Source organism: Rhizobium centroccidentale (assembly GCF_030182565.1).
Lineage (GTDB): Bacteria > Pseudomonadota > Alphaproteobacteria > Rhizobiales > Rhizobiaceae > Rhizobium.
This window is the reverse complement of record NZ_JAQJCG010000010.1, coordinates 39,905-65,855: the sequence shown is the minus strand read 5'-3', so window position 1 is coordinate 65,855 and position 25,951 is coordinate 39,905. Positions and strand designations below refer to the sequence as shown.

The window sequence follows — 25,951 nt, the reverse complement described above, 5'->3', positions numbered from 1 at the left end:
TGCAAGGAATGATCGAATGAATATCGCAACGACGGTAAAAGACGACATCGATATCGAGGTTGAGGATAGCGGTTCCGCCGCGCATCCGATGTTTTCCGATGCGCCGCGTTCGGTCTCCTTCAACAAGCTTCGCAAGCGCCTGTTGCGGCAGGTGCGCCAGGCTATGGAAGACTTCCAGATGCTGAAGGGCCAGAAGCGCTGGCTGGTTGGCCTTTCTGGCGGCAAGGATTCCTATGGGCTGCTTGCACTGCTGCTCGATCTGAAATGGCGCGGTCTGCTGCCGGTGGAGCTGGTCGCCTGCAATCTGGATCAGGGTCAGCCGAATTTCCCGAAGCATATTCTGCCCGAATATCTGACGAAGATCGGTGTCACGCATCGCATCGAATATCGCGACACCTATTCTATCGTGAAGGAAAAGGTGCCGGAGGGGGCAACCTATTGTTCGCTCTGCTCGCGCCTGCGTCGCGGCAATCTTTATCGCATCGCTCGCGAGGAAGGTTGCGATGCGCTCGTGCTTGGCCATCACCGCGAGGATATTCTCGAGACCTTCTTTATGAACTTCTTCCATGGCGGCCGGCTGGCCTCCATGCCGGCGAAGTTGCTCAATGACGAGGGCGACTTGATGCTGTTGCGCCCACTGGCCTATGCGGCGGAAGACGACCTCGCCAAGTTCGCTGCGGCCATGCAGTTTCCGATCATTCCCTGCGATCTCTGCGGCTCGCAGGATGGATTGCAGCGCAATGCCATGAAGGACATGCTCGCCGATATCGAGCGGCGCATGCCGGGGCGCAAGGATACGATGCTGCGCGCTCTGACGCATGTGAACCCGTCACACCTGCTCGACCCGAAATTATTCGATTTCGCTGGATTGATGACACAGGGATCTTCCGGCGATCCAGCGTAATTCAGTGCATTTGCCACACCGATGTCATCGAATCGGGCATAAGAGGAAGCCCCAACAAAACAGAGGCTTCCTATGAATTTCTCCGATACTGATTTCGACTATGTGATGACGATCGTCGCCGAAGCGGCGTCAAAGGAAATCATGCCGCGCTTCCGCAATCTGGACGCTGGCGACATATCGGAAAAGACGTCGGCTATCGACCTCGTGACCGAGGCGGATCTTCTGGCAGAACGGCACATCACCGCGGCACTGAAGGTGCGTTTTCCGAAAGCTGTGATCGTCGGCGAAGAAGCCTATGAGGCTGACAAGTCCGTCGTGCCGGCGCTGGCGCATGCGGAATTGGCCTTTACCATCGACCCGGTGGATGGCACCTTCAATTTCGCGGCCGGACTGCCTGCTTTCGGGACGATCGTCGCCGTCGTCGCCAATGGCGAAACGATCGCCAGCATCATCCACGATCCCGTGCTTGGCGACACCCTGACCTCCATGAAAGGCGGCGGCACTTTCCTGCGCCGGCAAACCGGGCAGGCGAGGCGGCTTGCCGTTGCCGCACCTGTCCCTTTGAGCGCGATGACGGGCGCCATATCCTGGGGTCATATGGATGAGCCAGACCGGTCGCGGATCAACGCAAATCTATCGAAGGCCCGCATGGCTTTTTCGCTCAATTGTTCGGCTTATGAATATTGGATGGTGGCGTCGGGCAAATGGCATTTCATCGGCCATTCCAAGCTAATGCCATGGGATCATCTTGCCGGCGTGCTGGCGCATCAGGAGGCGGGCGGCTATACCACCAAGTTCGATGGTACCCCCTACAAGCCCGGTGAAACGACGGGCGGCATCATTTCTGCGCCTGACGAGGAAAGCTGGCGGATGATCCGCCGCGAGATCATCAGCGCCTGACGCGAAAGGAAAAAGCATGACATCGCTCGTTGACGTTACCACGCTTGCTCATGTGCTGCGCCGTGCGGCACAGACGGAGATCCTGCCTCGTTTCCGCAGGCTCGGCAGCGACGATATCCGCGCCAAGAGCGAGGCGACGGATCTGGTGACGGAAGCCGACGAGCGGGCCGAGCATATGATAAAGGCCGAGGTTGCGCGGCTCTGGCCCGAGGCACTGTTTATCGGTGAGGAATCGGTTGCGGCCGACCCGTCGCTACTGAAGAAGCTGGCGGATGCTGACCTTGCCATCATCGTCGATCCCGTCGATGGTACGTTCAATTTTGCTGCCGGCATTCCGGCCTTCGGCGTCATGGCTTCGGTGGTCTCGAAAGGCGAAACCGTTGCCGGTATCATCTTCGATCCGATGGGTGATGACTGGGTGCTTGCGGAGCGCGGCAGCGGCGCATGGCTGCGTCGGCCGGATGGCGAGACGCTACGTCTCAACGTTGCTCCTTCCGTCCCGCTGGAAGAACTGGTCGGCATGGCGGCCACCGGTTTTCTGCCCAAGGAAAAGCGCGCGGAAATCATGGGCAATCTCGCCAAGGTGCGCTACACGACCTGCTATCGCTGCGCGGCGCATGAGTACCGCACGCTCGCGGGCGGCTATGTGCACTACCTCATGTACAACAAGCTGATGCCCTGGGATCACTTGGCGGGATCGCTGATCTCGGCCGAATCCGGAGCCTATGTCCGCCGTTTCGACGGTTCGCCCTATCTGCCGCATCATCTCGACGGCGGGCTGCTGGTCGCGGCGGACAAGGATACCTGGGAGCTGCTGCGGCGCGAAGTCTTCACTCTTTAAGGGGAACTATGCCACGATAGCCGGCGCGGCCTCTTGGAAAGTAGCGGTTGGAGGGCTATCTTTGCTGCAACAGGCAAGAGCCTTGGTCGGCGCTTGCCGCGGGGATGAGACAGATGTCCGAGACGAGCCGCAAGCTGACCACTATCTTCTGCGCCGATGTACAGGATTACACGCGCCTTATGGGGAAGGATGAAGAGGGGACGCTGTCCACTCTTCGCCGTTACCGCGATGCGATGAAACGGCTCATCGAAGCCCATGGCGGCCGTGTCATCAACACCTGGGGCGATGGCGTCTTTGCCGAGTTTCCAAGCGTCGTCGAAGCCGTGCGCGCTGCAATCGACACGCAGAACGAGCTTGCCGGCTATAATGCAATGACCGATCCCGACAAGCAGATGCTCTTTCGCATCGGCCTCAACCTCGGTGATGTGATCGCCGATGGCGACGATCTCTATGGTGACGGCGTCAATATCGCGGCCCGGCTGCAGTCACGCGCTGCTCCGGGTGGCATCGTCATTTCCAACACTGTCTACGATCAGGTCCGCAATAAGGTGGCCGTCGGTTTCGATTTTCTCGGACAGCTCGAGGTCAAGAACATCGAAGGCGGAGTGCCGAGCTATGCAGTGCGGATCGGCGGCGTTCAGGTTGTCGACACCACATACGATTATCGGTCGGCCCAGGAGCCGGCTCCCGTGCGGACCCCCGAAGCGGCGATGCGGGAATCCGTGCCGCAGGACTGGCGGCGGAGTTGTGGTGTTGCCCTAGTCGTGTGCATCGGCCTTGCCGTTCTTAACGGGTTGACCTGGGGTGGCGAATTTTGGGCGAAATGGCCCATACTCGCGATTTTATGGGTTAACGCGTATCGTTACGTCCGTAGCAACCCGCAGATCGATATGGCGATCGCGAGCCTTGTCATCACGGGCATCGGGATCGTTACCATCAACCTTTTCACCTGGCATGGAACACCATGGGCGATGTGGCCGCTCTTCGGGCTTGCGATCGCTGCAGCGGTGCGCTGGGTCAGTCGACCACGCAGCGGCGCCTAAGGAAGGCACGTCGTTCAGACGTGCCCCATGCCCGGCTCCAGCGCCGGCGTATCGCCGGGATGGGTGAAGAGCTTCCCGCGTTCCGCCCACAGCGTTGCGACAATCGACAGTGCGCCAAATATGGTGAAGCCGGCAAGCAGCGGCTGTGCGGTGCCATCAAACATCTGGCCGACAATGCCGCCGAGCAGGACACCAACCGTCGTGGAGATCGAGCTGGTGATGGCGGCTGCCGTGCCCGCCAGATGTCCCATTGGCTCGAGGCTGATTGCCATGCAATTGGTTGTGATCACTGCAAACATCATCAGCATCACCGAGATCAGCACATAAATGAAGGTGAAGCTTGGCTGGCCGAACATGCCGACGATGTAGCCGATGGCGCCCAAAGCGGTGAAAACGATCATGGCGGCATGGGAAATGCGGCGCATGCCGAAGCTGCGAACGAAATAGCCATTGGCGAACTGTGCGACGGCGGTGCCGGCTGCCGTTGCCGCAAAGGCGATCGGGAAGGTTTCCCCGAGGCCGTAGACCTCGCCGAAGACCTGCTGCACAGAAACGATGTAGGCGCAGATGATGCCGGTGTAGAGCGTCAGGCCGATCATGTAGCCGCAGGTGATGCGGTTGGTCAGCACCGTCTTGAAGCCGGATAGCACGGAAGCGACCGAGAGCGGCAGGCGCTCTTCGACGGGCAGCGTTTCCTTCATGCGGAAGAAGGCAACCAGGAAAAGGCCGGCGCTGACGATACCGAGCAGAATGAAGATCCACTGCCAGTTCGAATAGGCGACGATCATCTGGCCGACGAAGGGCGCAACCATCGGCATGATCATGAAGACGATCATGATATAGGACATGACGCGGGCCATTTCGCGACCGCCGAAGCAATCGCGGACGATAGCGAGCGTGGTGATGCGCACGGCTGCGGCGCCGACGCCCTGCGCAAAACGCATCGCCAGCAGGGCAAACAGGCTGCCGCTCCAGGCTGCGGCAAACAGGGTCACCGTATAAAAAGCCAGACCACCGAGCAGGATGTACCGCCGGCCATAGGTGTCCGACAGGCTGCCGAAGAAAAGCTGACAGATGCCGAAACCGAGGAAATAGACGCCGATGACGAGCTGTGTGTCATTCGGATTGGCGACATGGAGCGACTGGCCGATATTCGGCAGTGCCGGCAACATGCTGTCGATGCCCATCGAAATGCTGGCCGTCATCAGGGCGATCGTGAGAATGAATTCCACGATGCCAAGGCCGATGCGGCTGGAGCCGGACTGTGCAGGCTGCTGGGCCGGCTGCTGGGATTGAGGCGTGGTCGTCATTCGAATATGCCTGTCAATGTAAAGCGAGAGACTGGTCGGCCGGAGGCGGGGCATTGTGCGGGCGGAACAGCTTTCCCTTTTCAGCAATCAGCACGAAGACGACGCCGATGAGGGAAACGGTGAAATAGCCGATGACCATCGGTGTCGCCGTGCCGTTATAGAACTGCCCGATGCAGGCGCCGATCGATGCGCCGCCGACAGTGCTCATGAAGCCGAGTACGGAGGATGCCGTGCCCGCAACATGGCCGAGAGGTTCCATCGCGAGAGAGTTGAAGTTGGAACCAATCCAGCCGAATTGAAACATGGCCAGTGCGAAAAAGACCATAAATAGGGGGAACGGCATCGGCGATGGTCCGTAAAGCTGCACCAGCAGCCAACAGAAGGTGATGGCGACAAAGCCGAGGAGGGCCGTGTGCGACAGCCGGCGCATGCCGAAGCGGCCGACAAACTGAGAGTTGACGAAGGACGACAGAGCCATGAACGCCGCCACGCCGCCGAATGCCAGCGGCGTATAGACGCCAAGGCCGTAGATGTTGTTGTAGATCTGCTGGGCAGAATTGATGAAGCCGAACAACGCGCCGAAGAGGAATGTGCTGGCAAGGGTGTAACAGAGTGCTACGCGGTCCGTCAGAACGATCTTGAAGCCGGCAGCGACAGACTTCACGGTCAGTGGGCGGATATTTTCAGGCTTCAGCGTCTCTGGAAGCCGGAAATACATCCAGAGGCCGACGAGTGTTGCCATGGCGCCGATGAAGACGAAGATCATGTGCCAGGTGCTGACCAGCAGGATGATCTGGCCGCTTCCCGGCGCGATGACCGGAACGATCATGAAAACCATCATGATGAGCGACATCACCTCGGCCATCAGGCGGCCGCCGAAGACGTCGCGGACGATGGAGACGGTGATGACGCGGGTGGCCGCCGAACCGAGGCCCTGAATGAAGCGAAGCGCCAGCAGACCGGCGAAGGACGGGATGAGGGCAATGCCGAATGCCGAAATCACGTAGATGGTGATGCCGATCAAGAGTGGCATGCGGCGGCCGAAGCGATCCGATAGGGGGCCATAGATAAGCTGGGCGGAGCCGAAGCCGATCAGATATGCTGTTACGACATATTGCCGATGGTTTTCGTTCATCACGCCGAGGCTGGAACCGATCTGCTGCAGCGCGGGAAGCATGATGTCGATTGCGAGTGAGTTAATCGCCATCAGGAAGGCCGCGAGTGCGATGAACTCGCGTTTGCCCATGGGCAGTTGTCCATGGGACATGGCCTGAGATGAAGTCGTCACGGTTTTATTCCCATAAACATGTCAAGGGCGCCGCCCGGCGGCAGCGCCATATCGATCAAATTGAACTATGGAAACCGGACGGGGAGCCCGGTACCCGGTCAGGCGGCGCCGCGAACGCTGATGCCGTGTTCCTGAAAGTGTTGCTGCAACTCGCCCGCCTGGAACATTTCGCGCACGATGTCACAGCCGCCGATGAACTCGCCCTTTACGTAAAGCTGCGGAATGGTCGGCCAGTTGGAATAGTCCTTGATGCCCTGACGGATTTCAGCGTCGGCCAAGACATTGATGCCCTTATAATCGACGCCGATATAGTCGAGAATCTGGACCACCTGGCCGGAGAAACCACACTGTGGGAACTGGGGAGTGCCTTTCATGAAGAGAACGACGTCGTTGTTCTTAACTTCGTTGGCGATGAATTCCTGAATGCCGCTCATTGTCCAGTTCCTTTCACATGCGGGGTCAAGGCCCGCAGCGTTACATCTGTCCCTTAAATAGCAAGCGCCCGGCTTGATTTCCAGCGGCAAAACGTAGGTGCCGTCTTTTTCATCGCATGAATGGATTTCCGGCATCAGTCGTTAACAGGAACGTCCGGAAAGTGTCGATTGGCGGTCTTTTTTGAACAGTGCGTTTTGAAATCGCCTCTTCAACTCCAAGCCTGAACAACACACATCAACTTATAATCAAGGGACGATGAATATTAGTATGCTACCTAATTTACAAACCAACGGTATGTTTGTTAGAGTCTGCCGATTGATGCGATTTGGCGCGTATCGGTCCCTTGTCGGCATTGCATTCGCATATTTCTTGAGGGAGCGGACTCCATGAGCCACCATCACTATTCCGAAGGGCAGGTTGGGGAAGAGCGGGAATTTTATAGCTCTGAAGATACGAGTGAAGGGGAGCGGGAATATTACGAGCATGTACGCACACCACGAGCATCGATCCTGAACAGTACCGTGACCGTAAGTGCCATCGTGCTTATTCTGAGCATCGCTTTCGGTTACCGGGCCTCGACTGCACCGACGCCGCCGTCGACCACGCCACCGGCCGTTGAGAAAATCATAACTGCGCCGTCGGTGGACTCCTGTGCCGATATCTCTCCCTATCCGCGCCGGGAGTGCTGATATATCGGAATTCGGATTTTTACCCTTGGCACGGCGAACAAGCCGGCTAACGACGGTTGTGCATCCGTCATGCGGGCTGAAGCGGTTATAAACGTTTGATCCTATGTTTTTGTTTTTTGGATGATTTATTGCGGTCTGCCATGAAAAAGCCGGCAGGCCATGGTCTTGGCGATGTTCAGATTTCATCAGTGCTACTGGCGCCCCGGGGACAGACTACAATATGAATTCTATCAAGAAGAGGGTGGTTCTCCACTTCCCTGGCTTCGAGCCGCTGGATGCTGCCGCACATCGGGCTCGTTATGAGCGTTCCGCTCGGCAGAGTGCCGTCGCCTGGGATTTTTCCAGCTCGGTGGGGGAGTTGAAGAATTTTGGCCGAGCACCGTATTTCGATGTCATGGCGACAGCTGCGGATTGGCATACTCAAAGCCGCATTCATATCGTCGATCATAATGATCTGGTTGCCATACTGAACGGCAGGCCATTCTTCACGCGGCTCGTTCAGGGCTATCTCGCCGCCGCAAAGGTTGCCATTTCGGGCGGTATGGCCGGCTATTTCCGTCATGCGTGGCGCTTCGGCCTGTTCTTCATCTTTCCCTTTCTGCTGATGCTCGTGGGGTTGATTCTCAGCCTATCGATCGCGTTTACGCCAATCCTGTTCGGACTGCCCGCCTGGAGCCATATCGGCAGTATCGCGCTCGCAGTCGCCTTCTTTGTCTATGTCTTCCTGCCACAGGCCGAGAAGCTGCATACTCTGCATCTCTTCTCCGATTGGGAGATGGCGGTCGCGATGGCGGGGCTGAACGGAATAGGCGCGGAACAATGGCTGGAAGCGAGCGCCGTCAGCGTCCGGCAAGCCTTGGATGAGCCCGACGTCGAAGAATTCGTCATCTCCTCGCATAGCATGGGCTCGTCCGTGGCCGCTCACGTGATCGGTCTGTTGCTCGAGCGCGAGCCGGACCTGCTACAGGGCAAACGCGTGGTGTTTACGACCCTTGGCAGTGCCATCCTGCAATGTGCTCTCATGCGGCCGGCAAAGGTGCTGCGCTCACGTGTGGGATTGATCGCTCGCTGCAAGGACATCTTCTGGCTCGACGTTCACTGTCTGACCGATGCAATCCATTTTTATAAGACGAAAGTCGCGGCTGTTTGCGGACATGAGGATGTCCCACAGGCTTCGATCCTGTTCATCCGCTTCAAGCAGATGCTCTCGGAGAAGCATTACAAGAAGATCAAGCGCGATTTCCTTCGGGTTCACCGGCAATATGTGCTCGGTCCCGATCTCCGGGCTTTCTTCGATTTCACGCTGATGACGGCCGGTCCACTGTCGGCTTCGGATTTCGCCGAATTCTCACCGAAGAGATTGCCGGAGCTGAGCTTCAACTCCGGCGAAGAAGTGCAGGCGCTCTCAGTCGGGCGCTGACGTCTGCAGTGCAAGGGCGTGCAGCACGCCGCCCATATTGCCCTTCAGTGCATCATAGACCATCTGGTGCTGCTGCACGCGGCTCTTGCCGCGGAAGGCTTCCGCGACAACTTCGGCTGCATAGTGATCGCCATCCCCGGCCAGGTCGCGAATCGTCACCTTGGCGCCGGGAATGCCGGCCTTGATCATGTCTTCGATATCGCCGGGGTTCATGGGCATGAGTGGTACCTCGATTATTCCGCGGCAGCGAGCGCGCTGCCATCCATGAAGGCAGGAAACCACGATTCATGCGCATTGCGCAACTGTTCAACCGGAAGCGTTAACAGGCCATCGACGACGAGTGCGTCACCGCCGACCGTTCCGAGACGGCGGAAGGGTACGCCGGCGCTTTCTGCGTTGATGCAGACGAAATCGGCGACATCGGCCGGAACGGCGATGACGTAGCGGGCCTGATCTTCCCCGAAAAGTGCGGCATGTGGCAGCGTCCGGCCTTCACTGAGGTCGATGCGCAGGCCCTTGCCGGATGCCATCGCCATTTCTGCCAGGGCGAGTGCGAGACCGCCTGAGGAAATGTCGTGGCAGGCCGTGACCTGCCCATTGCGGATGGCGGAGCGGACGAAATCGCCATTGCGGCGTTCGGCAAAGAGATCGACTTCCGGAGCAGGACCATCCGTCGAGCCAATGATATCGCGAAGATAGATCGACGAGCCGAGATGAGTGCCGTCGAGGCCGATCATCAGCACGCGGTCGCCTTCGGAGGCGGAGCCGATGCGCGCCATCGCCTTCCAGTCCGGAAGAAGACCGACGCCGGCAATGGTCGGGGTCGGCAGGATCGCGACGCCATTAGTCTCGTTGTAGAGCGAGACATTCCCGGAGACGATCGGGAAATCCAGCGCGCGGCAGGCTTCGCCGATGCCTTTGATGGCGCCGACGAACTGGCCCATGATTTCAGGCTTCTCCGGATTGCCGAAGTTCAGGTTGTCGGTCGCGGCCAGCGGCTCGGCGCCGGTTGCCGTGATGTTGCGCCAGCATTCGGCGACGGCCTGCTTGCCGCCTTCGAAGGGATCGGCTTCGACATAGCGTGGCGTGACGTCCGAGGAGAAGGCGAGAGCCTTCGTCGCATGACCCTCGACGCGGACGACACCGGCGTCGCCGCCGGGAAGCTGCAGCGAATTGCCCTGGATCAGCGTATCGTACTGCTCATAGACCCAGCGGCGGCTGGACTGGTTGGCGGATCCAACGAGCTTCAGCAGAGCCTGACCGTAGTCTTCCGGCGCGGCAACGAGGTCGGCCGGCAGCGCGGCGCGCTTGTCGGATTCCCGCCACGGACGGTCATATTCCGGAGCCTGGTCGCCGAGATCCTTGATCGGGAGGTTGGCGACTTCTTCGCCCTGATGGATGACGCGGAAACGCAGATCATCGGTCGTCTTGCCGACAATGGCAAAATCCAGACCCCATTTGACGAAGATCGCCTTGGCGACGGCTTCCTTCTCCGGCTGCAGCACCATGAGCATGCGCTCCTGGCTTTCCGACAGCATCATTTCATAGGCCGTCATTCGCTCTTCGCGGACCGGTACCTTGTCGAGATCGAGCTCGATGCCGAGGTCGCCCTTGGCGCCCATTTCGACGGCGGAGCAGGTGAGGCCGGCCGCACCCATGTCCTGGATGGCGATGACGGCGCCCGTCTGCATCAGTTCCAGGCAGGCTTCCAGCAGGCACTTTTCGGTAAAGGGATCGCCGACCTGAACGGTCGGGCGCTTTTCCTCAATCGATTCGTCAAATTCTGCAGATGCCATGGTCGCGCCGCCGACACCATCGCGACCGGTCTTGGCGCCTAGATAGACGACCGGCAGACCGACGCCCTTGGCTTCCGAAAGGAAGATGGCATTGGACTTGGCCAGGCCCGCCGCAAAGGCGTTGACCAGGATATTGCCGTTGTAGCGCGCGTCGAACTCGACTTCGCCCCCGACCGTGGGAACACCGAAGGAATTGCCATAACCGCCGACGCCGGCAACGACGCCGGAGACGAGATGGCGGGTCTTCGGATGATCCGGCTCGCCGAAACGCAGGGCGTTCATGGCAGCGACCGGGCGGGCGCCCATGGTGAAGACGTCGCGCAAGATGCCGCCGACGCCTGTGGCAGCGCCCTGATAGGGCTCGATGTAGGAGGGGTGGTTGTGGCTCTCCATCTTGAAGACAACGCAATCACCATCATCGATGTCGACGACACCGGCATTTTCACCAGGGCCTTGGATGACGCGTGGTCCCTTGGTCGGCAGGGTGCGCAACCACTTCTTCGAGGACTTGTAGGAGCAGTGCTCGTTCCACATGGCCGAAAAGATGCCGAGCTCTGTGAAAGTAGGCTCGCGGCCGATCAGATCCAGAATGCGCTGATATTCATCCGGCTTGAGGCCGTGGGCGGCAATCAGTTCGGGGGTGATCTGGATCGAATTGGAAATGGTCATGGGCGCTCGAGTGTCCTTGCCTGTAAAGGATTGGAAGACCGGTCAGGGATCGGGGTCTCTTTAGCGCAAGTCTCCCTGTCGTGCGACAGGAAAATCACCGGCGTTCACAACACGCCGGCAATGATGCTGGAGAAATCACGCGTGCGGCCGTCGCCGGCCGTTGTGCGAGATCAGAATTTGTAGCCGACCATGATACCGGCGCGCGTCATGCCGCCGTTAGGCCCATCGCAAAGATTGGCATGCGACGAGTGCGCGATCTGCGCCATTACGTTCCAATGGCTGTCAAAATTATAGCCGAGGCCGGCATATTCGTGGAAGAGCAGGCGGCAGCCGAGCATCGGGCCATGCTCTCGCCAGTCATCCAGGTTGCCCGTGTGCACCGTGCCGCCGAAGCCGAGTTCGGTGAAGATGCCGTTGCTGTGCGTTAGCGTCCAGGAAAGGCCGCCATAGACCTGCGTCGCAGAGCCCGACGTGCCGATCGATGTGCCTACGTGGATACGCGGATGCGTCAGCTGATCCTTCCAATCCGCTGTCGGATTATAGCCGAACGGATTGAAAAGTACCTGGACATCCGGGAAGACACCACTTTCATGCTCGTTGCCGCTCTGGATGGAGCCGCTAGCGCCAAAACGCAGTTCGTCGAAAATCTTGACTGGAGCGGCGGGAGTAGCCGCCACCGTATCTGCAGCGGTTGCGGCCGATTGACCTGCAACAAATACCGAACTGATTACTAGAAAACTCGAAACCAAACGCTTGCTGAAAAAGCTTGCAATAGCCATGCACTCCCCCTGGTGTGGCGGGCGAATCCTCATTTTTTATTGATAGAATGGTAGCGTGCTAAGAGTCGAGACGGCGAAATCGCATTTGCGCAAGATGTCTGTCGATAAATTGCTAAGGCTTGCTTAAATGTGACTATCGTATCCCGACGAGCCGTTTTCCAACAACCTGCGTAATGTCATGAGCCCGGCGGCAACATCTTTTCGCTGTGGTGGCGACGAAAAAGCGACGCGGACGCGATGATAGACCCTGTCGATTCGCGCGGCCTTGAATTCATCCTCATCATCAATGAGCACACCTTCCGAGAGCGCTGCATTCTTGAAGGTACCCGAAAGCCAGGGTTCCGGCAGCTTCAGCCAAAGGAACGGCAGATGCGGATGCGAATTGAACTCGAAGCCCGATAATGCCTCGCGCGCCAATTGCTCACGAGCCTTAATCTCTTCGACGGATTTGCGGCGCAGTTCCAGGGCATGGCCGCCCAGCACGAGTCGGGCACAGGTTTCGGCCAATATGAAGGGCAGGCCCCCCGTCGTCATCTTGTGCGTAACTTTGATGCGCTGGGCAAAATGCGGCGGGCAGGCGACCCAGCCGCCGCGCACGCCGGCTGTCACCGATTTCGACAGGCTGCTGACGACGAAAGTTCGTTCCGGCGCAATGGCCGCCATCAGCGGGTTCTGATCGCCGGTCATGCCGCCATAGAGGTCGTCCTCGATCAGCCATACGCTATGCCGGCGCGCAATGGCGGCAATCGCCCGGCGTCTTGCCTCGGGCATTGTCACCAGGGTGGGATTATGGGCTGTCGGCATCAGGAAGGCGAGGCGCGGATGCTGCTGTTGACACAGGCGCTCGAAATCCTCGGGGATCATGCCGTGCTCGTCCGAATCCACCAGGATCGTGCGGCGCCCCAGCAGGCGCGCTGCGCGGCTGATCTGCGTATAGGTGAGATTCTCGAAGACGATCTTGTCGCCCGGCGAGGTGACGGCCGAAATAACTGCTATGGCGGCGGCATGGGCGCCGAGCGTCGGCACGATTGTCTCGATTGCCGGCTGCCAGCCGTTGCGGGCAAGCCAGATCTGTCCTGCCTCAAACCAGCTCGCCGGGAAGTTCCTTGAATAGGAAGAGATCTCCGTCTGATGCTCGCTGCTGATGTCGGCGAAGAGCTTGCCGATGATCACACCCTGGCCGATATCGGGAGCGGCGGTGGTATCGAAGCGGATCTTGGCATCCGGCGTATTCAGACCCCGGGTGCCGGCAAGCGCCTGGGTGATCGGATCGACGAGCTCGATCTGCTTGCCGTTCGAACGTTCCAGAACATAGGTGCCGCGGCCGACTTCACCGGCGACAAGGCCGCGTTCATGCACGAGGGCATAGGCCCGGCTGACCGTGCCGATGGTCACGCCGATATCATAGGCGAGATTGCGCTGCGGCGGCAGCTTGGTGCCGGGCGGCAAGACGCCATGAGTAATCGCGTGTTCGATGGCATCGGCGACACGGATATAGACCGGGCCGGTTCCGCTGGAAATGTCAGGAAGCCAATTTGTCATAATGACAATTTCTTAGATTGTCCCTATCGTCGAGTCAAGAGTATGAGTCAATTTGCATCGTTTGGCTCGATGCATCAAAATTGTCACCATTATGTGGAAATGAAGATGAGTACAATGGTTACGATCTGTTCGACCGAAGCGGGAGATCCCCGCGCGGCGGGCGTGGGAATTAGAGCGGCGCAGCCAAGGCCGCATTGGATACGCCGGCTGTGGGCACTTTATGTGCATTGGCTGGAGAAGCGCGAGGGACGGCGTGTGCTGAGAGACCTGACGGACGACCAGCTGTCCGACATCGGCCTGACGCGTCGTGAGGCGGCAAAGGAAATTAATAAATCGTTCTTTTGGGATTGAGTGCCGGCGCGAGCCGATCTCGGCATCAACCTGTCTGGCGTCTAATTGAGACCCAGGACGGAATGAACGAAATCGGCGCGTTCCTCGACGCCGATTTTCGGTAGGATATGGACTTCGTAGCCGAGCGTGGGATAGGCGGCAGTCAGCCGGTCATATTCCGCAACCGCCGCCGTAAAATCGTGCCTTCTTTCGCGATCGCCGACGTAGATTTCCGGCCATGGCGGCGTCAGGAAGACATGTCGGTTGTAGCGATGCAATTGGCCAAGCAAAGCCAGGGCCGGTTCGCCCGTCATATATTCAAGCGCCGATGCGGCATCGATCAGTCCTCTGTCGAAAAAGACCAAACCGGATAATTGCGCCGCTTTCTCGCGGTCAGTCAGCGACATGGCGATCGCCCGACGGGCAAATGCCAATGCATCGACCCATGGCAGGGCCGAACCGTCACCTTGCAGTTCCTCGATGACGATGCGACGGCCCGGCTCCTCGACGATGTGGTGACCACGTCGCTTGAGCATCTCCAGCAACGTCGATTTGCCGCCGCCGGAGCAGCCTGAGAGAATGATAAATCTGTCCATGACAATGATCTCCGCGTAGAGGGCACGTCATGCGCTGGCTGCGAGGCTCCCCGGGGGGCGGGAAAGCCTAAGGCCATCGACTTAGCTGCAAGCCTTCGAACCACCAGCCCAGCGATTGACGTCGCCCGTGATACGGCCGCCGGAAGCGCCTGCCATCATCGGACCGAAGGCCTGCAGCTGCGCGGGATTGCCTTCCGCCTGCACGACGAGAGACGGTCGGCCGGTCGGATGCTTCTTGTCGACCACGAGGATGCGCGGACGACCGGTAAAGGAGTTGAGCTCAGGAGCGAGCTGATAACTGGCGAAAGCCGGGTCCGAAGACTTGAACCAACACGCATTGGCGCTGAGCATGATGCGCTCCATCGTCGACAGGGCGCTGTGATCGGTCGCGGTGATGCTCGGCGGACGCGGGCCGCACGAGGTGACCAACAGCCCAAGCATCGCGATGGCAGCGGCGGAATAAAGTCCTGTGAGGAGGCGAGGGCGCATCAAACTCTTTCCAATGAGGCGATTAGGTCTGCTAAAGTGTACCGGATCGCTTTGCGACGCCCTGCTGTTCTATGCAAAGACGCCGATTTTATGGTTCCGATAGTGGGGCGGCCGTTATCAGGCTGCGACCACGCCAAGCGCGGAGGCGAAGAGGCCACGGCCATCGCTGCCGCCATGGGCAGCTTCGATAAGATTTTCCGGATGCGGCATCATGCCGAGCACGTTGCCCTTGGCATTCATGACGCCGGCAATGTCGTTAACCGAGCCGTTGGGATTGGTGCCTTCGGCGTAGCGGAAGACCACCTGGCCATTATCCTCGATCGCCTTCAGCGTCTCGGCATCAGCGAAATAATTGCCGTCGTGATGGGCGACCGGGCTGCGGATGACCTGGCCCTTCGCATAGGCGGCTGTGAAGTCCGTTTCGGCATTGACGACTTCCAGCTTCACTTCGCGGCAGACGAATTTCAGCGAGGCGTTGCGCATCAGCGCGCCCGGCAGCATGCCCGCTTCCAGAAGGATCTGGAAACCGTTGCAGACGCCCAAAACCTTGACGCCCTTGTCGGCCTTGTCCTTGATCGCCTGCATGATCGGCATGCGGGCGGCAATCGCGCCGCAGCGCAGATAATCGCCGTAGGAAAAGCCACCGGGAATGACGATCAGGTCGACATCCGGGATTTCGGTTTCCGTCTGCCAGACCGTTACGGGCGCCTGACCGGAAATCTTGGTCAGCGCCGCGATCATGTCGCGATCGCGATTGAGGCCGGGGAGTTGGACGACTGCTGATTTCATGATGCTGTTCCCGCAATAGGCGAAGAGTAATCGCTGGAATGTGCTTCGTGAGCCATACTTCATTGCTTCAGACAAAGGAAGGATGGCTCGCGAAAGAGGACAATCAGTCGATCGAAATGCTGAAGTTCTCGATGACCGTATTGGCGAGAAGCTTCTCGCACATGGCCTTCAGATCGGCTTCGGCCTTGTTCTTGTCGGTGCCTTCAAGCTCGAGATCGAAGACCTTGCCCTGGCGGACTTGATGAACGCCGTCAAAGCCGAGTGCGCCGAGCGCGCCTTCGATTGCCTTGCCCTGCGGATCGAGAACGCCGTTCTTCAGCGTGACGGTTACACGAGCCTTGATCACGATTGTCCTTTCTGAACTTACTTGACGAGAACCGGGCCCGTGCCGCGCACGGGTTCGTTTTCATTGATGATGCCGAGGCGGCGTGCCACTTCGGAATAGGCTTCGAGCAGGCCGCCCAGGTCGCGACGGAAGCGGTCCTTGTCCATCTTCTCGCGGGTTTCGATGTCCCAGAGACGGCAAGAGTCCGGCGAGATTTCGTCGGCGAGGATGATGCGCATCATGTCGCCTTCGAACAGGCGGCCACATTCGATCTTGAAATCGACGAGCTGGATGCCGACGCCGAGGAAAAGACCGGTCATGAAGTCGTTGACGCGGATGGCGAGCGCCATGATGTCATCGAGCTCGGCCGGATTGGCCCAGCCGAAAGCCGTGATGTGCTCTTCGGAGACCATTGGGTCTTCTAGCGCGTCGGACTTGTAGTAGAACTCGATGATCGAGCGCGGCAGGACCACGCCTTCCTCGATGCCGAGGCGCTTGGCGAGCGAGCCGGCGGCAACGTTGCGCACGACGATCTCGAGCGGAATCATCTCCACTTCCTTGATCAGCTGCTCGCGCATGTTGAGGCGGCGGATGAAATGGGTGGGAATGCCGATCTTGTTCAGATGGCTGAAGATATACTCGCAGATGCGATTGTTCAGAACGCCCTTGCCATCGATGACTTCGTGCTTCTTCTTGTTGAAGGCGGTGGCGTCGTCCTTGAAGAACTGGATCAGCGTGCCCGGCTCAGGCCCCTCGTAAAGGATCTTGGCCTTGCCCTCGTAAATACGGCGGCGACGGTTCATTGGTATTGTTCTCTGTCTTTGGCGCTCATGGGACAGCGCAAGTGGATCGTATGTGGGCGTCCCCATAACGGATAAGAAGCGAATTCACAATCCGCCTGCGCCTCCTTCCTTGGAATTCCGGCCTTAGCGGGATGCCAATGCCAGATTCGGGGTCCAGTCATGACCTGTTTTACAGGTTTTTATCTGATGATGGAATGAAGGCGCCCTGTACTTCACAGGCTAGTGAGGCGAGGCATGCCTCTATCCATGATCATTTAGCGATAATACTACGGCTTCAGCTGGCTGAGAAACTTTGCAAAGACCATCGTGCCCTCCGGCCAGGGGCCGTGACCGGATTCGGTGTTGATATGGCCAGCTTCGCCGGCATCGATCAGCATCGAACCCCAGCTATTGGCGATATCGTCCGCATGCTCGTAGCTGCCGAAGGGATCGTTGCGGCTGGCAATCGTGATCGACGGAAATGGCAGGGGATCGCGCGGATAGGGGCCGAACGTCATCAGATGCTTCGGCCGGATGTCGGGATTGGCGACATCGGGCGGTGCGACGAAGAATGCGCCTGCGACCTTATTGCGGAAATGCGGGATTGCATGGATCACCGAGGGTACGCCGAGGGAGTGCGCGACCAGCACGACGGGCTTGTCCGACGCATTCACTTCTTCCGCAATGCGGGCCACCCAATCGTCGCGCACGGGCTTCGACCATTCCGCCTGTTCCACGCGCCGTGCGGTCGAGAGCTTCTGCTCCCAGCGCGTCTGCCAGTGGTCGGGGCCGGAATTCGTGTAGCCGGGAATGATGAGGATGTTTGCGTCGGAGGCTTTCATGATTTCGCCGATGTGGAAAAGGGGAACCCAACTGTCAAGGGAAAAGGCGACAATTGCGGCAAAATTTGCTAGGATTGCCGTTGCCGGTAGCGAATGACGATGTCGGCGACCCGTTTTGCCGCCATCCAGCACCGCCAACCGAGCACCACGGTTGAGGAGGAGAGCATTATGACGGCCTTTCACGTCATGGTTGGAGCAGACCACACTTTTACGCGTCCCGCCATCCGTAAGATCGCTATCGCCGATCTCGTCGATGCCCTGAAAATGGGACTGGACGATTTCAGCGAAAAACCATCCCATTATGTCTTCCTGTGCCTAATGTATCCGATTGCCGGCATCGCCCTGGCGATCTGGAGCACCGACCAGAATCTGCTGCCATTGCTGTTTCCGCTGATGTCCGGTTTTGCCCTGCTTGGACCCTTGGCCGCGATCGGCCTCTATGAGATCAGCAGGCGGCGGGAAAAGGGGCTGGATACGTCGTGGAGCCATGCGTTCGACGTGCGCTTCTCATCAGCCTTGCCGTCGATCATTGTTGCCGGCCTCATGCTGTTCGGCCTGTTCATCGTCTGGCTCTTCGTGGCGAGGAATATCTATTTCATCTATTTTGGCGATGGTGTTCCCCCGACGCTTCCATCCTTCGTGTCGAGCGTACTGACGACGCGGGAAGGCATGGCCATGATGCTTTGGGGCGATCTGATCGGCTTTGTCTTTGCGCTCGTGGCCCTGGCGACCACTGTCGTTACGTTCCAGCTGCTGTTGGACCGTGACATCGGTGTCGTCGCCGCGATCGATGCGAGTATCCGGGCGACGCTGACCAATCCGGTGCCCATCGCCGTCTGGGGCTTGATCGTGGCGGCGCTGCTCGTCATCGGCACCATCCCGATCTTTGCCGGGCTGGCGGTCGTCATGCCGATCCTCGGCCATGCATCCTGGCATCTCTATCGCAAGCTGATTGTGACTGAAAGCTAGACCAAGCCGGCATAGGCGGAAGCCTGCATCATTGGAACCGCGGGGCGGTTTTCACGTTGATCCGCATCATAAGGAGATGCGGATCATGGCGCGGCTTACTCATATTTTCACCCGTTTCGCAGTCGTGGTTTCGGAATGGACCGGCAAGCCGGCCATTTTCGTGCTGGCGCTGCTTTCGGTGGTTCTTTGGGGAGCCACCGGGCCGATCTTCGGTTACTCCGACACATGGCAGCTGGTCATCAACACCAGCACGACGATCGTCACCTTCCTGATGGTTTTTCTGCTCCAGAATGCACAGACGCGCGATACGCGGGCCATCCAGGCCAAGCTCAACGAACTTATTCTGACGAGCGCGGCCGAGAACCGCTTCATCGGGATCGAAAATCTTGACGAAGAGGATTTGAAGCACCTCGACCGGCTGGTCGAAAAGGCGGCAAAGCGCGAACCTGAACAACATCAGGGCAAGGCTGGCGAGAGCATCGAGCATGATCGCGCTATCGCGGCCACATCCGCCAACAACAGAAAGAGGCGGCGCGTCAGCGGCACCGCCTCAAGCAAAGCGCAATCGAAAGCCGGAAATTCTAGCCGAAAACCCGCTTGAAGATCGTGTCGACATGCTTGGTATGATAGCCAAGGTCGAACTTTTCGCGGATATCTGCTTCCGAGAGAGCCGCACGCACTTCCTGGTCGGCCAGCAGTTCCTCGAGGAAGTCCTTGCCTTCCTCCCAAACCTTCATGGCGTTGCGCTGGACGAGCCGATAGGAATCCTCGCGGGACACGCCGGCCTGGGTCAGCGCCAGCAGCACGCGCTGCGAATGAACAAGTCCACGGAACTTGTTCAGATTCTTCATCATATTGTCCGGATAGACGAGCAGTTTGTCGATGACGCTTGTCATCCGGGCCAGCGCGAAATCGAGCGTGACGGTCGCGTCAGGGCCGATCATGCGCTCAACCGACGAGTGCGAGATATCGCGTTCGTGCCAGAGAGCGACATTCTCCATGGCCGGGATGGAATAGGAGCGGACCATGCGGGCGAGGCCCGTCAGGTTTTCCGTCAGTACCGGATTGCGCTTGTGCGGCATGGCGGAAGAGCCCTTCTGGCCCGGAGAGAAATATTCTTCGGCTTCCAGAACTTCTGTGCGCTGCAGATGGCGGATTTCGGTGGCGAGACGTTCAATCGAGGAGGCGACGACACCAAGCGTGGCGAAGAACATTGCGTGACGGTCGCGCGGGATGACCTGCGTCGAGACCGGCTCCGGCTTCAGGCCGAGGGCTGCTGCGACATGCTCTTCGACGCGTGGGTCGATATTGGCGAAGGTGCCGACGGCGCCGGAGATCGCGCAGGTGGCGACTTCCTCGCGGGCTGCGATCAGGCGCTGCTTGCAGCGCTCGAATTCGGCATAGGCGAGCGCCAGCTTGACGCCGAAGGTGGTGGGTTCGGCATGGATGCCATGCGAACGGCCGATGGTGACGGTGTCCTTATGCTCGAAGGCACGGCGCTTCAGGGCTTCCAGCAGCTTGTCGATATCGGCGATGAGCAGGTCGCTGGCGCGCACGAGCTGGACGTTGAAGCAGGTATCGAGCACGTCCGAGGAGGTCATGCCCTGGTGGACGAAGCGGGCGTCCGGCCCGACGATTTCGGCAAGATGCGTCAGGAAGGCGATGACATCGTGCTTGGTAACGGCTTCGATCTCGTCGATGCGGGCAACGTCGAACGTGGCCTTGCCACCCTTTTCCCAAATGGTATCCGCTGCTGACTTCGGAATGACGCCGAGCGCGGCCAGCGCATCACAGGCATGGGCCTCGATCTCGAACCAGATACGGAATTTGGTTTCGGGAGACCAGATGGCGACCATTTCCGGTCGGGAGTAGCGCGGGATCATAGGCTCAAAGCTTTCTTGGCTGACGGAAAGGGAAAACTCGGCGCCCCCATAACAAAGACGGGCGGCAATCACAATGTTTCAGAGGCACAATGTTTCAGGGCCTCAATCTCTCTGCCGCGCAAGATAGGCCGAAACAACGATCAGGCATAGCAGGCCGAGCGGCAAAAACAGGGTGAGGCCGAGGACGGCGAACTGGTAGACGGCGCTGGCGCCGGTGAACAGGAACTGGAAGATCCAGATGAGCGAGCCGAATGGTGCATGCCAGCGCGAATAGAACCAACGATAGTCCATAGCGAAAAGGAAGGCTGTCATCGCCGCGGTGCCTACGGAGAGGGCCAGAAAGAAGGCGGCAAAACGCGCGCTGGTCGGCCGCTGGCGGGCAAAACGCTGAGTGAGCGGCACAAGGATGAGCCAGGAGAGGGCGCCGCCGAAGAAGTAGATGAGGGTAAGCGCGCCAAGATGGCTGGTCAGTAGCCCGTTGCGCAAATAGAGCGCCGCGATCGCAGAAGCGGCCATGGTCGCACCCCAGCAGATCGCACTGCCCAGAACTTCAAGGCAATGCGAGGCGACGGTCCGTATCCGGCCCGTCGTCGCGATGAAGGCGTTGGTCGGGTTAGTTTGATCCAATGCGGCCTCGTTCGGCCGCCGCCCGGAGATCGCCGATCGTCTGCCTGTAGGCCTCGACCGATTCGCCCTTGAAGATCGCCGAACCGGCCACGAGAACGTTGGCACCGGAGGCCGTGATGAGAGGCGCCGTCTCAACGGAGACGCCCCCATCGACTTCCAGTTCGATCGGACGGTCACCGATCAGGGACTTGGCGTTGCGGATCTTGTCGGCCATGGCAGGGATGAACTTCTGGCCGCCAAAGCCCGGATTGACCGACATGATCAGGATCAGGTCGATATCGTCGAGCACGTTTTCCAGCACGGAAAGCGGGGTTGCCGGATTGAGGGTGACGCCGACCTTCTTGCCGAGATGGCGGATCGTCTGCAGCGAGCGATGCAGATGCACGCCGGCTTCGGCATGGACCGTGATGCGGTCGCAGCCGGCCTTGGCGAAGGCTTCGAGATAGGGATCGGCCGGCGAGATCATCAGATGGCAGTCGAAAGTGGCTGTCGTGTAAGGGCGCAGCGCTTTGATGACATCGGCGCCGAAGGAGATGTTCGGCACGAAATGGCCGTCCATGACATCGAGATGGATCCAATCGGCGCCGGCTTCGGTCACATCCTTGACCTCCTGCCCGAGCTTGGCGAAGTCGGCAGCGAGAATGGAAGGGGCAATGCGGATCGGCAAGGTCATGGGTAGCTGAGCTCCAACTGATTATTTCGCGCCTGGATTACCACCGCTGCAACGGGCAAACAACCGCCAGAACGGCTTGCCTCAGTTTGATGGCGTCACCGGCACGAAGGCATTGCCCCGCCATTCCAGCAGGCGATAGGGGTTTTCGGTCAATTCGTGGTTCTGTCCGAACGAGATAGGGCCAATCATTGTCTGGAAAACCGTTCCCATAAGCTTTTCGGCAATGGGTTTATTGTCCACCTTGGCGCCGTCCGCCGCCTGGCTGGCGATCTGAGCCGCTGCTGCGGCCGGCAGGGTATAGCCGTCGGGTTCGATACCGCCCGCACGCATCGCCTGTACCGTAGACTGGGCTGCCGGCAGGCTGGTATAATCGGGTAGCGCAATCGCCTGCACACCCTCCAGCAAGGGAAGGGGCTGATCTGCTGCGCGCATGGCGTCGCCGCCCATCAGGACTAGCGGGATGTTCTCGTTCTTCGCGTCGCGGGCAATTACGGCGACATCGCTGCGGTCGCCGCCGACGAAGACGCGAGTTGCGCCCGCTTTCTTCAGACGGCGTACAAGCGCGATCTGCTGGTCCTGGCCGGGACGGTACGTATCGGTGAAAACGGGCTTCAGCCCCTTTTCCTCCAGTGCGTTGCGGATAGCGCCGACCAATTCGCGGCCGTGTATCGTGCCGTCATCGATCAGCGCCATCGGTTCCGCAGCCCAATTTTTCAGGATGGTATCGATCGCCACGGCCGCCTCGGCGCTATCGACCGGCGCCAGGCGAAAGAGCGGCCAACCATTTTTCAACGCGTCTTCCATGAGGATGCGCGAGCGCACGGAAACGGTGATGACGGGAATGCCGGCATCCTTGAGGCGCGGCAGCGCGCCCTCCAGGGTCTCTGTGCAGAGAAAGCCGATTGCAACTTGTGCTTTGGCAGCCACCAGCGCTTCAGCGGCGGCTCGGCCGCCATCCTCCGTGCAAGGCTCGTTGACCACGGTGGCCGTATCCTTTTGGGCCTGGATCTCGAAATTTGCGCCGGCGGTTATCTCCGCTCCGAGCGTTGCGAAATTACCGTCCTGCGGTGCAACCACGCCGATGTGAATTCCTGCGGCATAGCTGCTGCCGGCCGCCGAAAGCAGCGCAAGCAGGAGCGGAAGGCGACGCAGAACGTTCATCGATGGAGTATCCCGGACAATTTTCCTGCCCTATTTATCCGTCTGCGAGGCATCGTCAAAGAAAAAGCAGCAAAATCGCTCTGTTTTCAATAATGCTATTGTAGAAAAGCTAACACCTGACCGTCATATAGAATGTTAGGCGAGCACGACTCAATAAAGGAGACGGTGGTGCTAGACAGGCAGCGTATGGACCCGGCGCTTTATCGCGATGCCATGAGCCGTTATGCGGGGCATGTGCAACTGGTGACGACGGCGCTCGGTGCGGAGCGACGTGGCGTGACGATCACAGCCGCCTGCTCGGTGTCGGATAGCCCTGCAACGGTTCTGATCTGCCTCAACAACAGCAACGAGAAAAACGAGATCTTCTTCAAAAGCGGCATCTTCGCTCTGAATACGCTCGGCGCGGATCATCAAGCCCTGGCCGATGCCTTTTCTGGCAAGACGCAGCTGACCGTCGATGAACGTTTCGCTGCTGGCAAGTTCGAGACGCTGGCGACGGGTGCGCCCGTGCTTGCCGATGCTCTTGCCGCCTTCGATTGCCGCGTTCTTGAGATCAAGCAGGCCTCCACGCACAACATCATCTTTGGCGAAGTGATGGCCATACGCTATAGCGAACCGAAGCCAGCATTGCTCTATATGAACCGCGGCTATCACACGCTATAACCCCTGCAAGGGAGTTATCATGGCGGATCAGACATTACCTTCGCTGCCGAGTTCGATCGATGAGACGATGGCGTTGCTCGGCGCCCATGACTATCTGGCCGGACGCGCGCTCGGCACGGTTTTGTTTCTCGCATTGAAGATGAAGCGGCCGCTCTTTCTGGAGGGCGAGGCCGGCGTCGGCAAAACGGAGATCGCCAAGGTCCTGGCGAAGGCGCTTGACCGGCCGCTCATCCGGCTGCAGTGCTATGAAGGGCTGGATGTCTCCTCGGCCGTCTATGAATGGAACTATCCGGCGCAGATGCTGGAAATCCGTCTCGCGGAAGCCTCCGGTCTGACCGATCGCGACCGCATCGAGGCCGATATCTTCTCCGAGCGTTATCTGATTCGCCGGCCGGTGCTGCAGGCACTGTCGGCTGTTGGCGGTCGGGCGCCAGTCTTTCTGATTGATGAATTGGATCGCACCGACGAGGCTTTCGAGGCATTTCTGCTGGAGGTGCTGTCCGATTTTCAGGTGACGGTGCCGGAGCTCGGGACCATCCGGGCCGCCGAACCGCCCATCGTTATCATCACCACGAACCGGACACGCGAGGTGCATGACGCCTTGAAACGGCGCTGTCTCTATCATTGGGTCGATTATCCTGAGGCCGAGCAGGAGCTTGAGATCATCCGCCGCAAGGTGCCTGGCTGCAACGAAGCGCTATCGCGCCAGATCGTCGCCTATGTGCAGAGGCTGCGCATGCTCGACCTTTTCAAGAACCCGGGCGTCGCCGAGACGATCGACTGGGCGACCGCCTTGACTGAACTCGATCGGCTGGCGCTCGATCCGGAGACTGTTTCGGATACGCTTGGGACGTTGCTGAAATATCAGGACGATATCGCCCGTATTCAGGGCGCCGAAGGCAAGCGTGTGTTGGACGAAGTCAAATCCGAACTGCTGGCGGCGGGATGAGCCATGGAGCCGAGCGCTCAGGATGGCATCGTCGTTGCGCCGTCACCGGCCGGTGACGGGCGCCTCGCCGACAACATCGTGCTGTTCGGCCGAGTGTTGCGCAAGGCCGGGCTTAAGATCGGACCTGGGGCGATTGCCGATGCCATCGAGGCGGTCGAAGCGATCGGCATCGGTTCCCGCGAGGAATTTCACGCTGCCCTCTGTTCTATCTTCGTCAAGCGGCATGAGGATCTTGCCGTCTTCGACGAGGCGTTCCGGCTGTTCTGGCGCTCGCGCGATCTCGTTGCAAAGATGATCGCAATGATGTCGCCGGTTGCGCCCGACGACCGGCAGAAGGAAAAGCCGAAACCGGGCGAGAGCCGGGCAAGCGATGCCTTGCTCAATGACCGCGATGAACGGCGTCCGCAACGCGAGGCGTCCGATATCGAAATAGATTCGCGATTTACCAGCTCCGGCAGCGAGGTTCTGCGCCATCTGGATTTCGCCCAGATGTCGGCGGCGGAAATTGCCGTAGCCAAGAAGGAGCTGGCGAAGCTGCAATTGCCGCTGGACCGTGTGCGCACGCGACGTTTCGCGCCGTCTCGCACAGTGGCCAAGGTCGATCCGCGCGCCACAATGCGCTCGGCCCTGCGTACGGGAGGAGCGCTGATCCTTCCGCGCTTCCGGAAGCCGAAGGAAATCCAGCCGCCGCTGGTCGTGCTGGCCGATATATCCGGTTCGATGAGCCAGTACACGCGTATCTTCCTGCATTTCCTGCACGTGCTCACCGAACGGCGGCGGCGTGTTCATACGTTTCTGTTCGGAACGCGCCTGACCAACGTGACCAGGGCAATGCGCCACAAGGACCCGGATCAGGCACTGGACGAATGTGCGGCGGCGGTGCGCGACTGGTCGGGTGGAACGCGGATCGGCGAGACACTGAAGGAGTTCAACAGGCTATGGGCGCGCCGGGTGCTGGGGCAGGGCGCCATCGTGCTGTTGATCACCGATGGGCTGGAGCGCGAAGGCGTTGAGTTGCTCGGAGAGGAGATGGATCGCATGCATCGCTCCTGTCGGCGACTGATCTGGCTCAATCCGCTCTTGCGCTTCGAGGGTTTCGAGGCTCGGGCTCGCGGTGTAAAAGCGATGCTCCCGCATGTTGACGAATTCCGTCCCGTACACAATCTATTATCTCTGGCTGATCTCGTATCGGCTCTCACCGCCGGCCGCTCGGACACTTATGATCCCAGGCGGTTTCTCGGCAAGCAATGAGGCTCC

Annotated in this window: 29 protein-coding genes; 12 read left to right on the top strand and 17 right to left on the bottom strand. The window is 59.4% G+C overall.

Features of this window, described 5'->3' with window-relative positions:
- Nucleotides 1-16: 16 nt before the first annotated feature.
- The 4 genes from ttcA (at nucleotide 17) to PH562_RS15165 (ending at nucleotide 3,688) form a co-directional block, all read left to right on the top strand.
- A complete protein-coding gene (ttcA, locus tag PH562_RS15180; protein WP_285173924.1) occupies nucleotides 17-904 on the top strand; it encodes a tRNA 2-thiocytidine(32) synthetase TtcA in 888 nt (295 codons plus the stop codon).
- A gap of 72 nt (nucleotides 905-976) precedes the next feature.
- Entirely contained in the window at nucleotides 977-1,804 is an 828-nt protein-coding gene (locus tag PH562_RS15175) for an inositol monophosphatase family protein (RefSeq protein WP_285173923.1), read from the top strand.
- A gap of 16 nt (nucleotides 1,805-1,820) precedes the next feature.
- Nucleotides 1,821-2,645 (top strand): inositol monophosphatase family protein, encoded by an 825-nt coding sequence (locus tag PH562_RS15170; RefSeq protein ID WP_285173922.1) that lies wholly within the window; start codon nucleotides 1,821-1,823, stop codon nucleotides 2,643-2,645.
- Nucleotides 2,646-2,758: 113 nt separating this feature from the next.
- Nucleotides 2,759-3,688: an adenylate/guanylate cyclase domain-containing protein gene (locus PH562_RS15165; RefSeq protein ID WP_285173921.1), complete on the top strand. Its 930-nt coding sequence runs from the start codon at nucleotides 2,759-2,761 to the stop codon at nucleotides 3,686-3,688.
- A 14-nt stretch (nucleotides 3,689-3,702) separates the two neighbouring features.
- Here the strand turns inward: PH562_RS15165 and PH562_RS15160 are convergent, their stop codons facing one another.
- The 3 genes from PH562_RS15160 to grxD all read right to left on the bottom strand — a co-directional run bounded on the left by PH562_RS15160 (nucleotide 3,703) and on the right by grxD (nucleotide 6,720).
- Nucleotides 3,703-4,998, bottom strand: a complete 1,296-nt coding sequence (locus tag PH562_RS15160; protein WP_285173920.1) for a multidrug effflux MFS transporter — start codon at nucleotides 4,996-4,998, stop codon at nucleotides 3,703-3,705.
- 13 nt (nucleotides 4,999-5,011) lie between these two features.
- On the bottom strand, nucleotides 5,012-6,244 hold the full coding sequence (locus tag PH562_RS15155; RefSeq protein WP_113229760.1) for a multidrug effflux MFS transporter: 1,233 nt from the start codon (nucleotides 6,242-6,244) through the stop codon (nucleotides 5,012-5,014).
- A gap of 140 nt (nucleotides 6,245-6,384) precedes the next feature.
- The gene (grxD, locus tag PH562_RS15150; protein WP_113229761.1) at nucleotides 6,385-6,720 is read right to left on the bottom strand and encodes a Grx4 family monothiol glutaredoxin; all 336 of its coding nucleotides are present in this window, start codon (nucleotides 6,718-6,720) and stop codon (nucleotides 6,385-6,387) included.
- Nucleotides 6,721-7,107: 387 nt separating this feature from the next.
- Here grxD and PH562_RS15145 point away from each other — a divergent pair, with 387 nt between their 5' ends.
- Together PH562_RS15145 and PH562_RS15140 are read left to right on the top strand one after the other, a co-directional pair.
- A complete protein-coding gene (locus PH562_RS15145; protein ID WP_285173919.1) occupies nucleotides 7,108-7,410 on the top strand; it encodes a hypothetical protein in 303 nt (100 codons plus the stop codon).
- A 220-nt stretch (nucleotides 7,411-7,630) separates the two neighbouring features.
- On the top strand, nucleotides 7,631-8,830 hold the full coding sequence (locus tag PH562_RS15140) for a hypothetical protein (protein WP_285173917.1): 1,200 nt from the start codon (nucleotides 7,631-7,633) through the stop codon (nucleotides 8,828-8,830).
- Here PH562_RS15140 and PH562_RS15135 read toward each other — a convergent pair.
- The 4 genes from PH562_RS15135 to PH562_RS15120 form a co-directional block, all read right to left on the bottom strand.
- Nucleotides 8,816-9,049: a BolA family protein gene (locus PH562_RS15135; RefSeq protein WP_004108912.1), complete on the bottom strand. Its 234-nt coding sequence runs from the start codon at nucleotides 9,047-9,049 to the stop codon at nucleotides 8,816-8,818. The two genes, PH562_RS15140 and PH562_RS15135, sit on opposite strands and share 15 nt — an antisense overlap.
- Nucleotides 9,050-9,063: 14 nt before the next feature.
- A complete protein-coding gene (gene purL / locus PH562_RS15130) occupies nucleotides 9,064-11,295 on the bottom strand; it encodes a phosphoribosylformylglycinamidine synthase subunit PurL (RefSeq protein WP_285173916.1) in 2,232 nt (743 codons plus the stop codon).
- A gap of 170 nt (nucleotides 11,296-11,465) precedes the next feature.
- Nucleotides 11,466-11,972, bottom strand: a complete 507-nt coding sequence (locus PH562_RS15125; protein ID WP_233788699.1) for an acyloxyacyl hydrolase — start codon at nucleotides 11,970-11,972, stop codon at nucleotides 11,466-11,468.
- 225 nt (nucleotides 11,973-12,197) lie between these two features.
- Complete coding sequence (locus tag PH562_RS15120) at nucleotides 12,198-13,616, bottom strand: aminotransferase-like domain-containing protein (protein WP_285173915.1); 1,419 nt, start codon at nucleotides 13,614-13,616, stop codon at nucleotides 12,198-12,200.
- A 42-nt stretch (nucleotides 13,617-13,658) separates the two neighbouring features.
- Here PH562_RS15120 and PH562_RS15115 point away from each other — a divergent pair, with 42 nt between their 5' ends.
- Nucleotides 13,659-13,967: a DUF1127 domain-containing protein gene (locus PH562_RS15115; RefSeq protein ID WP_285173912.1), complete on the top strand. Its 309-nt coding sequence runs from the start codon at nucleotides 13,659-13,661 to the stop codon at nucleotides 13,965-13,967.
- 41 nt (nucleotides 13,968-14,008) lie between these two features.
- Here the strand turns inward: PH562_RS15115 and PH562_RS15110 are convergent, their stop codons facing one another.
- From PH562_RS15110 to PH562_RS15085, 6 genes are all read right to left on the bottom strand, one after another.
- Nucleotides 14,009-14,542, bottom strand: coding sequence for an AAA family ATPase (locus PH562_RS15110; protein WP_285173911.1), 534 nt, complete (start codon nucleotides 14,540-14,542; stop codon nucleotides 14,009-14,011).
- Nucleotides 14,543-14,623: 81 nt separating this feature from the next.
- Nucleotides 14,624-15,031, bottom strand: a complete 408-nt coding sequence (locus tag PH562_RS15105) for a hypothetical protein (protein WP_285173910.1) — start codon at nucleotides 15,029-15,031, stop codon at nucleotides 14,624-14,626.
- A gap of 117 nt (nucleotides 15,032-15,148) precedes the next feature.
- Nucleotides 15,149-15,820 (bottom strand): phosphoribosylformylglycinamidine synthase subunit PurQ, encoded by a 672-nt coding sequence (gene purQ / locus PH562_RS15100; RefSeq protein ID WP_145317230.1) that lies wholly within the window; start codon nucleotides 15,818-15,820, stop codon nucleotides 15,149-15,151.
- Nucleotides 15,821-15,923: 103 nt separating this feature from the next.
- Nucleotides 15,924-16,166, bottom strand: coding sequence for a phosphoribosylformylglycinamidine synthase subunit PurS (purS, locus tag PH562_RS15095; protein ID WP_069613006.1), 243 nt, complete (start codon nucleotides 16,164-16,166; stop codon nucleotides 15,924-15,926).
- 17 nt (nucleotides 16,167-16,183) lie between these two features.
- Nucleotides 16,184-16,948 (bottom strand): phosphoribosylaminoimidazolesuccinocarboxamide synthase, encoded by a 765-nt coding sequence (purC, locus tag PH562_RS15090; RefSeq protein ID WP_112339945.1) that lies wholly within the window; start codon nucleotides 16,946-16,948, stop codon nucleotides 16,184-16,186.
- 266 nt (nucleotides 16,949-17,214) lie between these two features.
- Nucleotides 17,215-17,769 carry an RBBP9/YdeN family alpha/beta hydrolase gene (locus PH562_RS15085; protein ID WP_113229915.1) on the bottom strand — a complete coding sequence of 185 codons (555 nt, stop codon included), beginning with the start codon at nucleotides 17,767-17,769 and terminating at the stop codon, nucleotides 17,215-17,217.
- A gap of 168 nt (nucleotides 17,770-17,937) precedes the next feature.
- Between PH562_RS15085 and PH562_RS15080 the strand changes: the two genes are divergently transcribed.
- Nucleotides 17,938-18,738: a DUF2189 domain-containing protein gene (locus PH562_RS15080; RefSeq protein WP_285173907.1), complete on the top strand. Its 801-nt coding sequence runs from the start codon at nucleotides 17,938-17,940 to the stop codon at nucleotides 18,736-18,738.
- Between the two features lie 85 nt (nucleotides 18,739-18,823).
- Complete coding sequence (locus PH562_RS15075) at nucleotides 18,824-19,339, top strand: low affinity iron permease family protein (protein WP_285173906.1); 516 nt, start codon at nucleotides 18,824-18,826, stop codon at nucleotides 19,337-19,339.
- Here PH562_RS15075 and purB read toward each other — a convergent pair.
- From purB to PH562_RS15055, 4 genes are all read right to left on the bottom strand, one after another.
- Nucleotides 19,320-20,621 (bottom strand): adenylosuccinate lyase, encoded by a 1,302-nt coding sequence (gene purB, locus PH562_RS15070; protein ID WP_113229916.1) that lies wholly within the window; start codon nucleotides 20,619-20,621, stop codon nucleotides 19,320-19,322. The genes PH562_RS15075 and purB overlap by 20 nt on opposite strands.
- 102 nt (nucleotides 20,622-20,723) lie before the next feature.
- Nucleotides 20,724-21,248, bottom strand: a complete 525-nt coding sequence (locus PH562_RS15065) for a hypothetical protein (protein ID WP_483315351.1) — start codon at nucleotides 21,246-21,248, stop codon at nucleotides 20,724-20,726.
- On the bottom strand, nucleotides 21,235-21,921 hold the full coding sequence (rpe, locus tag PH562_RS15060) for a ribulose-phosphate 3-epimerase (RefSeq protein ID WP_285173904.1): 687 nt from the start codon (nucleotides 21,919-21,921) through the stop codon (nucleotides 21,235-21,237). The genes PH562_RS15065 and rpe overlap by 14 nt, the downstream gene beginning before the upstream one ends.
- Nucleotides 21,922-22,002: 81 nt before the next feature.
- Complete coding sequence (locus tag PH562_RS15055; RefSeq protein WP_285173903.1) at nucleotides 22,003-23,082, bottom strand: ABC transporter substrate-binding protein; 1,080 nt, start codon at nucleotides 23,080-23,082, stop codon at nucleotides 22,003-22,005.
- A gap of 168 nt (nucleotides 23,083-23,250) precedes the next feature.
- Between PH562_RS15055 and PH562_RS15050 the strand changes: the two genes are divergently transcribed.
- From PH562_RS15050 to PH562_RS15040, 3 genes are read left to right on the top strand one after another with little or no spacing between them, the layout of a single operon-like run.
- On the top strand, nucleotides 23,251-23,745 hold the full coding sequence (locus PH562_RS15050; protein ID WP_285173902.1) for a flavin reductase: 495 nt from the start codon (nucleotides 23,251-23,253) through the stop codon (nucleotides 23,743-23,745).
- A 19-nt stretch (nucleotides 23,746-23,764) separates the two neighbouring features.
- A complete protein-coding gene (locus PH562_RS15045; protein ID WP_285173900.1) occupies nucleotides 23,765-24,694 on the top strand; it encodes an AAA family ATPase in 930 nt (309 codons plus the stop codon).
- A gap of 3 nt (nucleotides 24,695-24,697) precedes the next feature.
- Entirely contained in the window at nucleotides 24,698-25,945 is a 1,248-nt protein-coding gene (locus PH562_RS15040; protein ID WP_285173898.1) for a vWA domain-containing protein, read from the top strand.
- The last annotated feature ends 6 nt before the right edge of the window (nucleotides 25,946-25,951 follow it).

What these genes read in the sequence shown, in the direction of transcription:
- rpe (WP_285173904.1), bottom strand. Translation starts at nt 21,921, where the DNA reads ATGACCTTGCCGATCCGCATTGCCCCTTCCATTCTCGCTGCCGACTTC.
- PH562_RS15165 (WP_285173921.1), top strand. Translation starts at nt 2,759, where the DNA reads ATGTCCGAGACGAGCCGCAAGCTGACCACTATCTTCTGCGCCGATGTA.
- PH562_RS15075 (WP_285173906.1), top strand. Translation starts at nt 18,824, where the DNA reads ATGGCGCGGCTTACTCATATTTTCACCCGTTTCGCAGTCGTGGTTTCG.
- PH562_RS15140 (WP_285173917.1), top strand. Translation starts at nt 7,631, where the DNA reads ATGAATTCTATCAAGAAGAGGGTGGTTCTCCACTTCCCTGGCTTCGAG.
- purQ (WP_145317230.1), bottom strand. Translation starts at nt 15,820, where the DNA reads ATGAAATCAGCAGTCGTCCAACTCCCCGGCCTCAATCGCGATCGCGAC.
- PH562_RS15085 (WP_113229915.1), bottom strand. Translation starts at nt 17,769, where the DNA reads ATGAAAGCCTCCGACGCAAACATCCTCATCATTCCCGGCTACACGAAT.
- PH562_RS15160 (WP_285173920.1), bottom strand. Translation starts at nt 4,998, where the DNA reads ATGACGACCACGCCTCAATCCCAGCAGCCGGCCCAGCAGCCTGCACAG.
- PH562_RS15120 (WP_285173915.1), bottom strand. Translation starts at nt 13,616, where the DNA reads ATGACAAATTGGCTTCCTGACATTTCCAGCGGAACCGGCCCGGTCTAT.
- PH562_RS15105 (WP_285173910.1), bottom strand. Translation starts at nt 15,031, where the DNA reads ATGCGCCCTCGCCTCCTCACAGGACTTTATTCCGCCGCTGCCATCGCG.
- PH562_RS15135 (WP_004108912.1), bottom strand. Translation starts at nt 9,049, where the DNA reads ATGCCCATGAACCCCGGCGATATCGAAGACATGATCAAGGCCGGCATT.
- grxD (WP_113229761.1), bottom strand. Translation starts at nt 6,720, where the DNA reads ATGAGCGGCATTCAGGAATTCATCGCCAACGAAGTTAAGAACAACGAC.
- PH562_RS15155 (WP_113229760.1), bottom strand. Translation starts at nt 6,244, where the DNA reads ATGGGCAAACGCGAGTTCATCGCACTCGCGGCCTTCCTGATGGCGATT.
- ttcA (WP_285173924.1), top strand. Translation starts at nt 17, where the DNA reads ATGAATATCGCAACGACGGTAAAAGACGACATCGATATCGAGGTTGAG.
- PH562_RS15040 (WP_285173898.1), top strand. Translation starts at nt 24,698, where the DNA reads ATGGAGCCGAGCGCTCAGGATGGCATCGTCGTTGCGCCGTCACCGGCC.
- PH562_RS15115 (WP_285173912.1), top strand. Translation starts at nt 13,659, where the DNA reads ATGAGTCAATTTGCATCGTTTGGCTCGATGCATCAAAATTGTCACCAT.
- purL (WP_285173916.1), bottom strand. Translation starts at nt 11,295, where the DNA reads ATGACCATTTCCAATTCGATCCAGATCACCCCCGAACTGATTGCCGCC.
- PH562_RS15110 (WP_285173911.1), bottom strand. Translation starts at nt 14,542, where the DNA reads ATGGACAGATTTATCATTCTCTCAGGCTGCTCCGGCGGCGGCAAATCG.
- purB (WP_113229916.1), bottom strand. Translation starts at nt 20,621, where the DNA reads ATGATCCCGCGCTACTCCCGACCGGAAATGGTCGCCATCTGGTCTCCC.
- PH562_RS15045 (WP_285173900.1), top strand. Translation starts at nt 23,765, where the DNA reads ATGGCGGATCAGACATTACCTTCGCTGCCGAGTTCGATCGATGAGACG.
- PH562_RS15170 (WP_285173922.1), top strand. Translation starts at nt 1,821, where the DNA reads ATGACATCGCTCGTTGACGTTACCACGCTTGCTCATGTGCTGCGCCGT.
- PH562_RS15145 (WP_285173919.1), top strand. Translation starts at nt 7,108, where the DNA reads ATGAGCCACCATCACTATTCCGAAGGGCAGGTTGGGGAAGAGCGGGAA.
- purC (WP_112339945.1), bottom strand. Translation starts at nt 16,948, where the DNA reads ATGAACCGTCGCCGCCGTATTTACGAGGGCAAGGCCAAGATCCTTTAC.
- PH562_RS15080 (WP_285173907.1), top strand. Translation starts at nt 17,938, where the DNA reads ATGACGGCCTTTCACGTCATGGTTGGAGCAGACCACACTTTTACGCGT.
- PH562_RS15175 (WP_285173923.1), top strand. Translation starts at nt 977, where the DNA reads ATGAATTTCTCCGATACTGATTTCGACTATGTGATGACGATCGTCGCC.
- PH562_RS15055 (WP_285173903.1), bottom strand. Translation starts at nt 23,082, where the DNA reads ATGAACGTTCTGCGTCGCCTTCCGCTCCTGCTTGCGCTGCTTTCGGCG.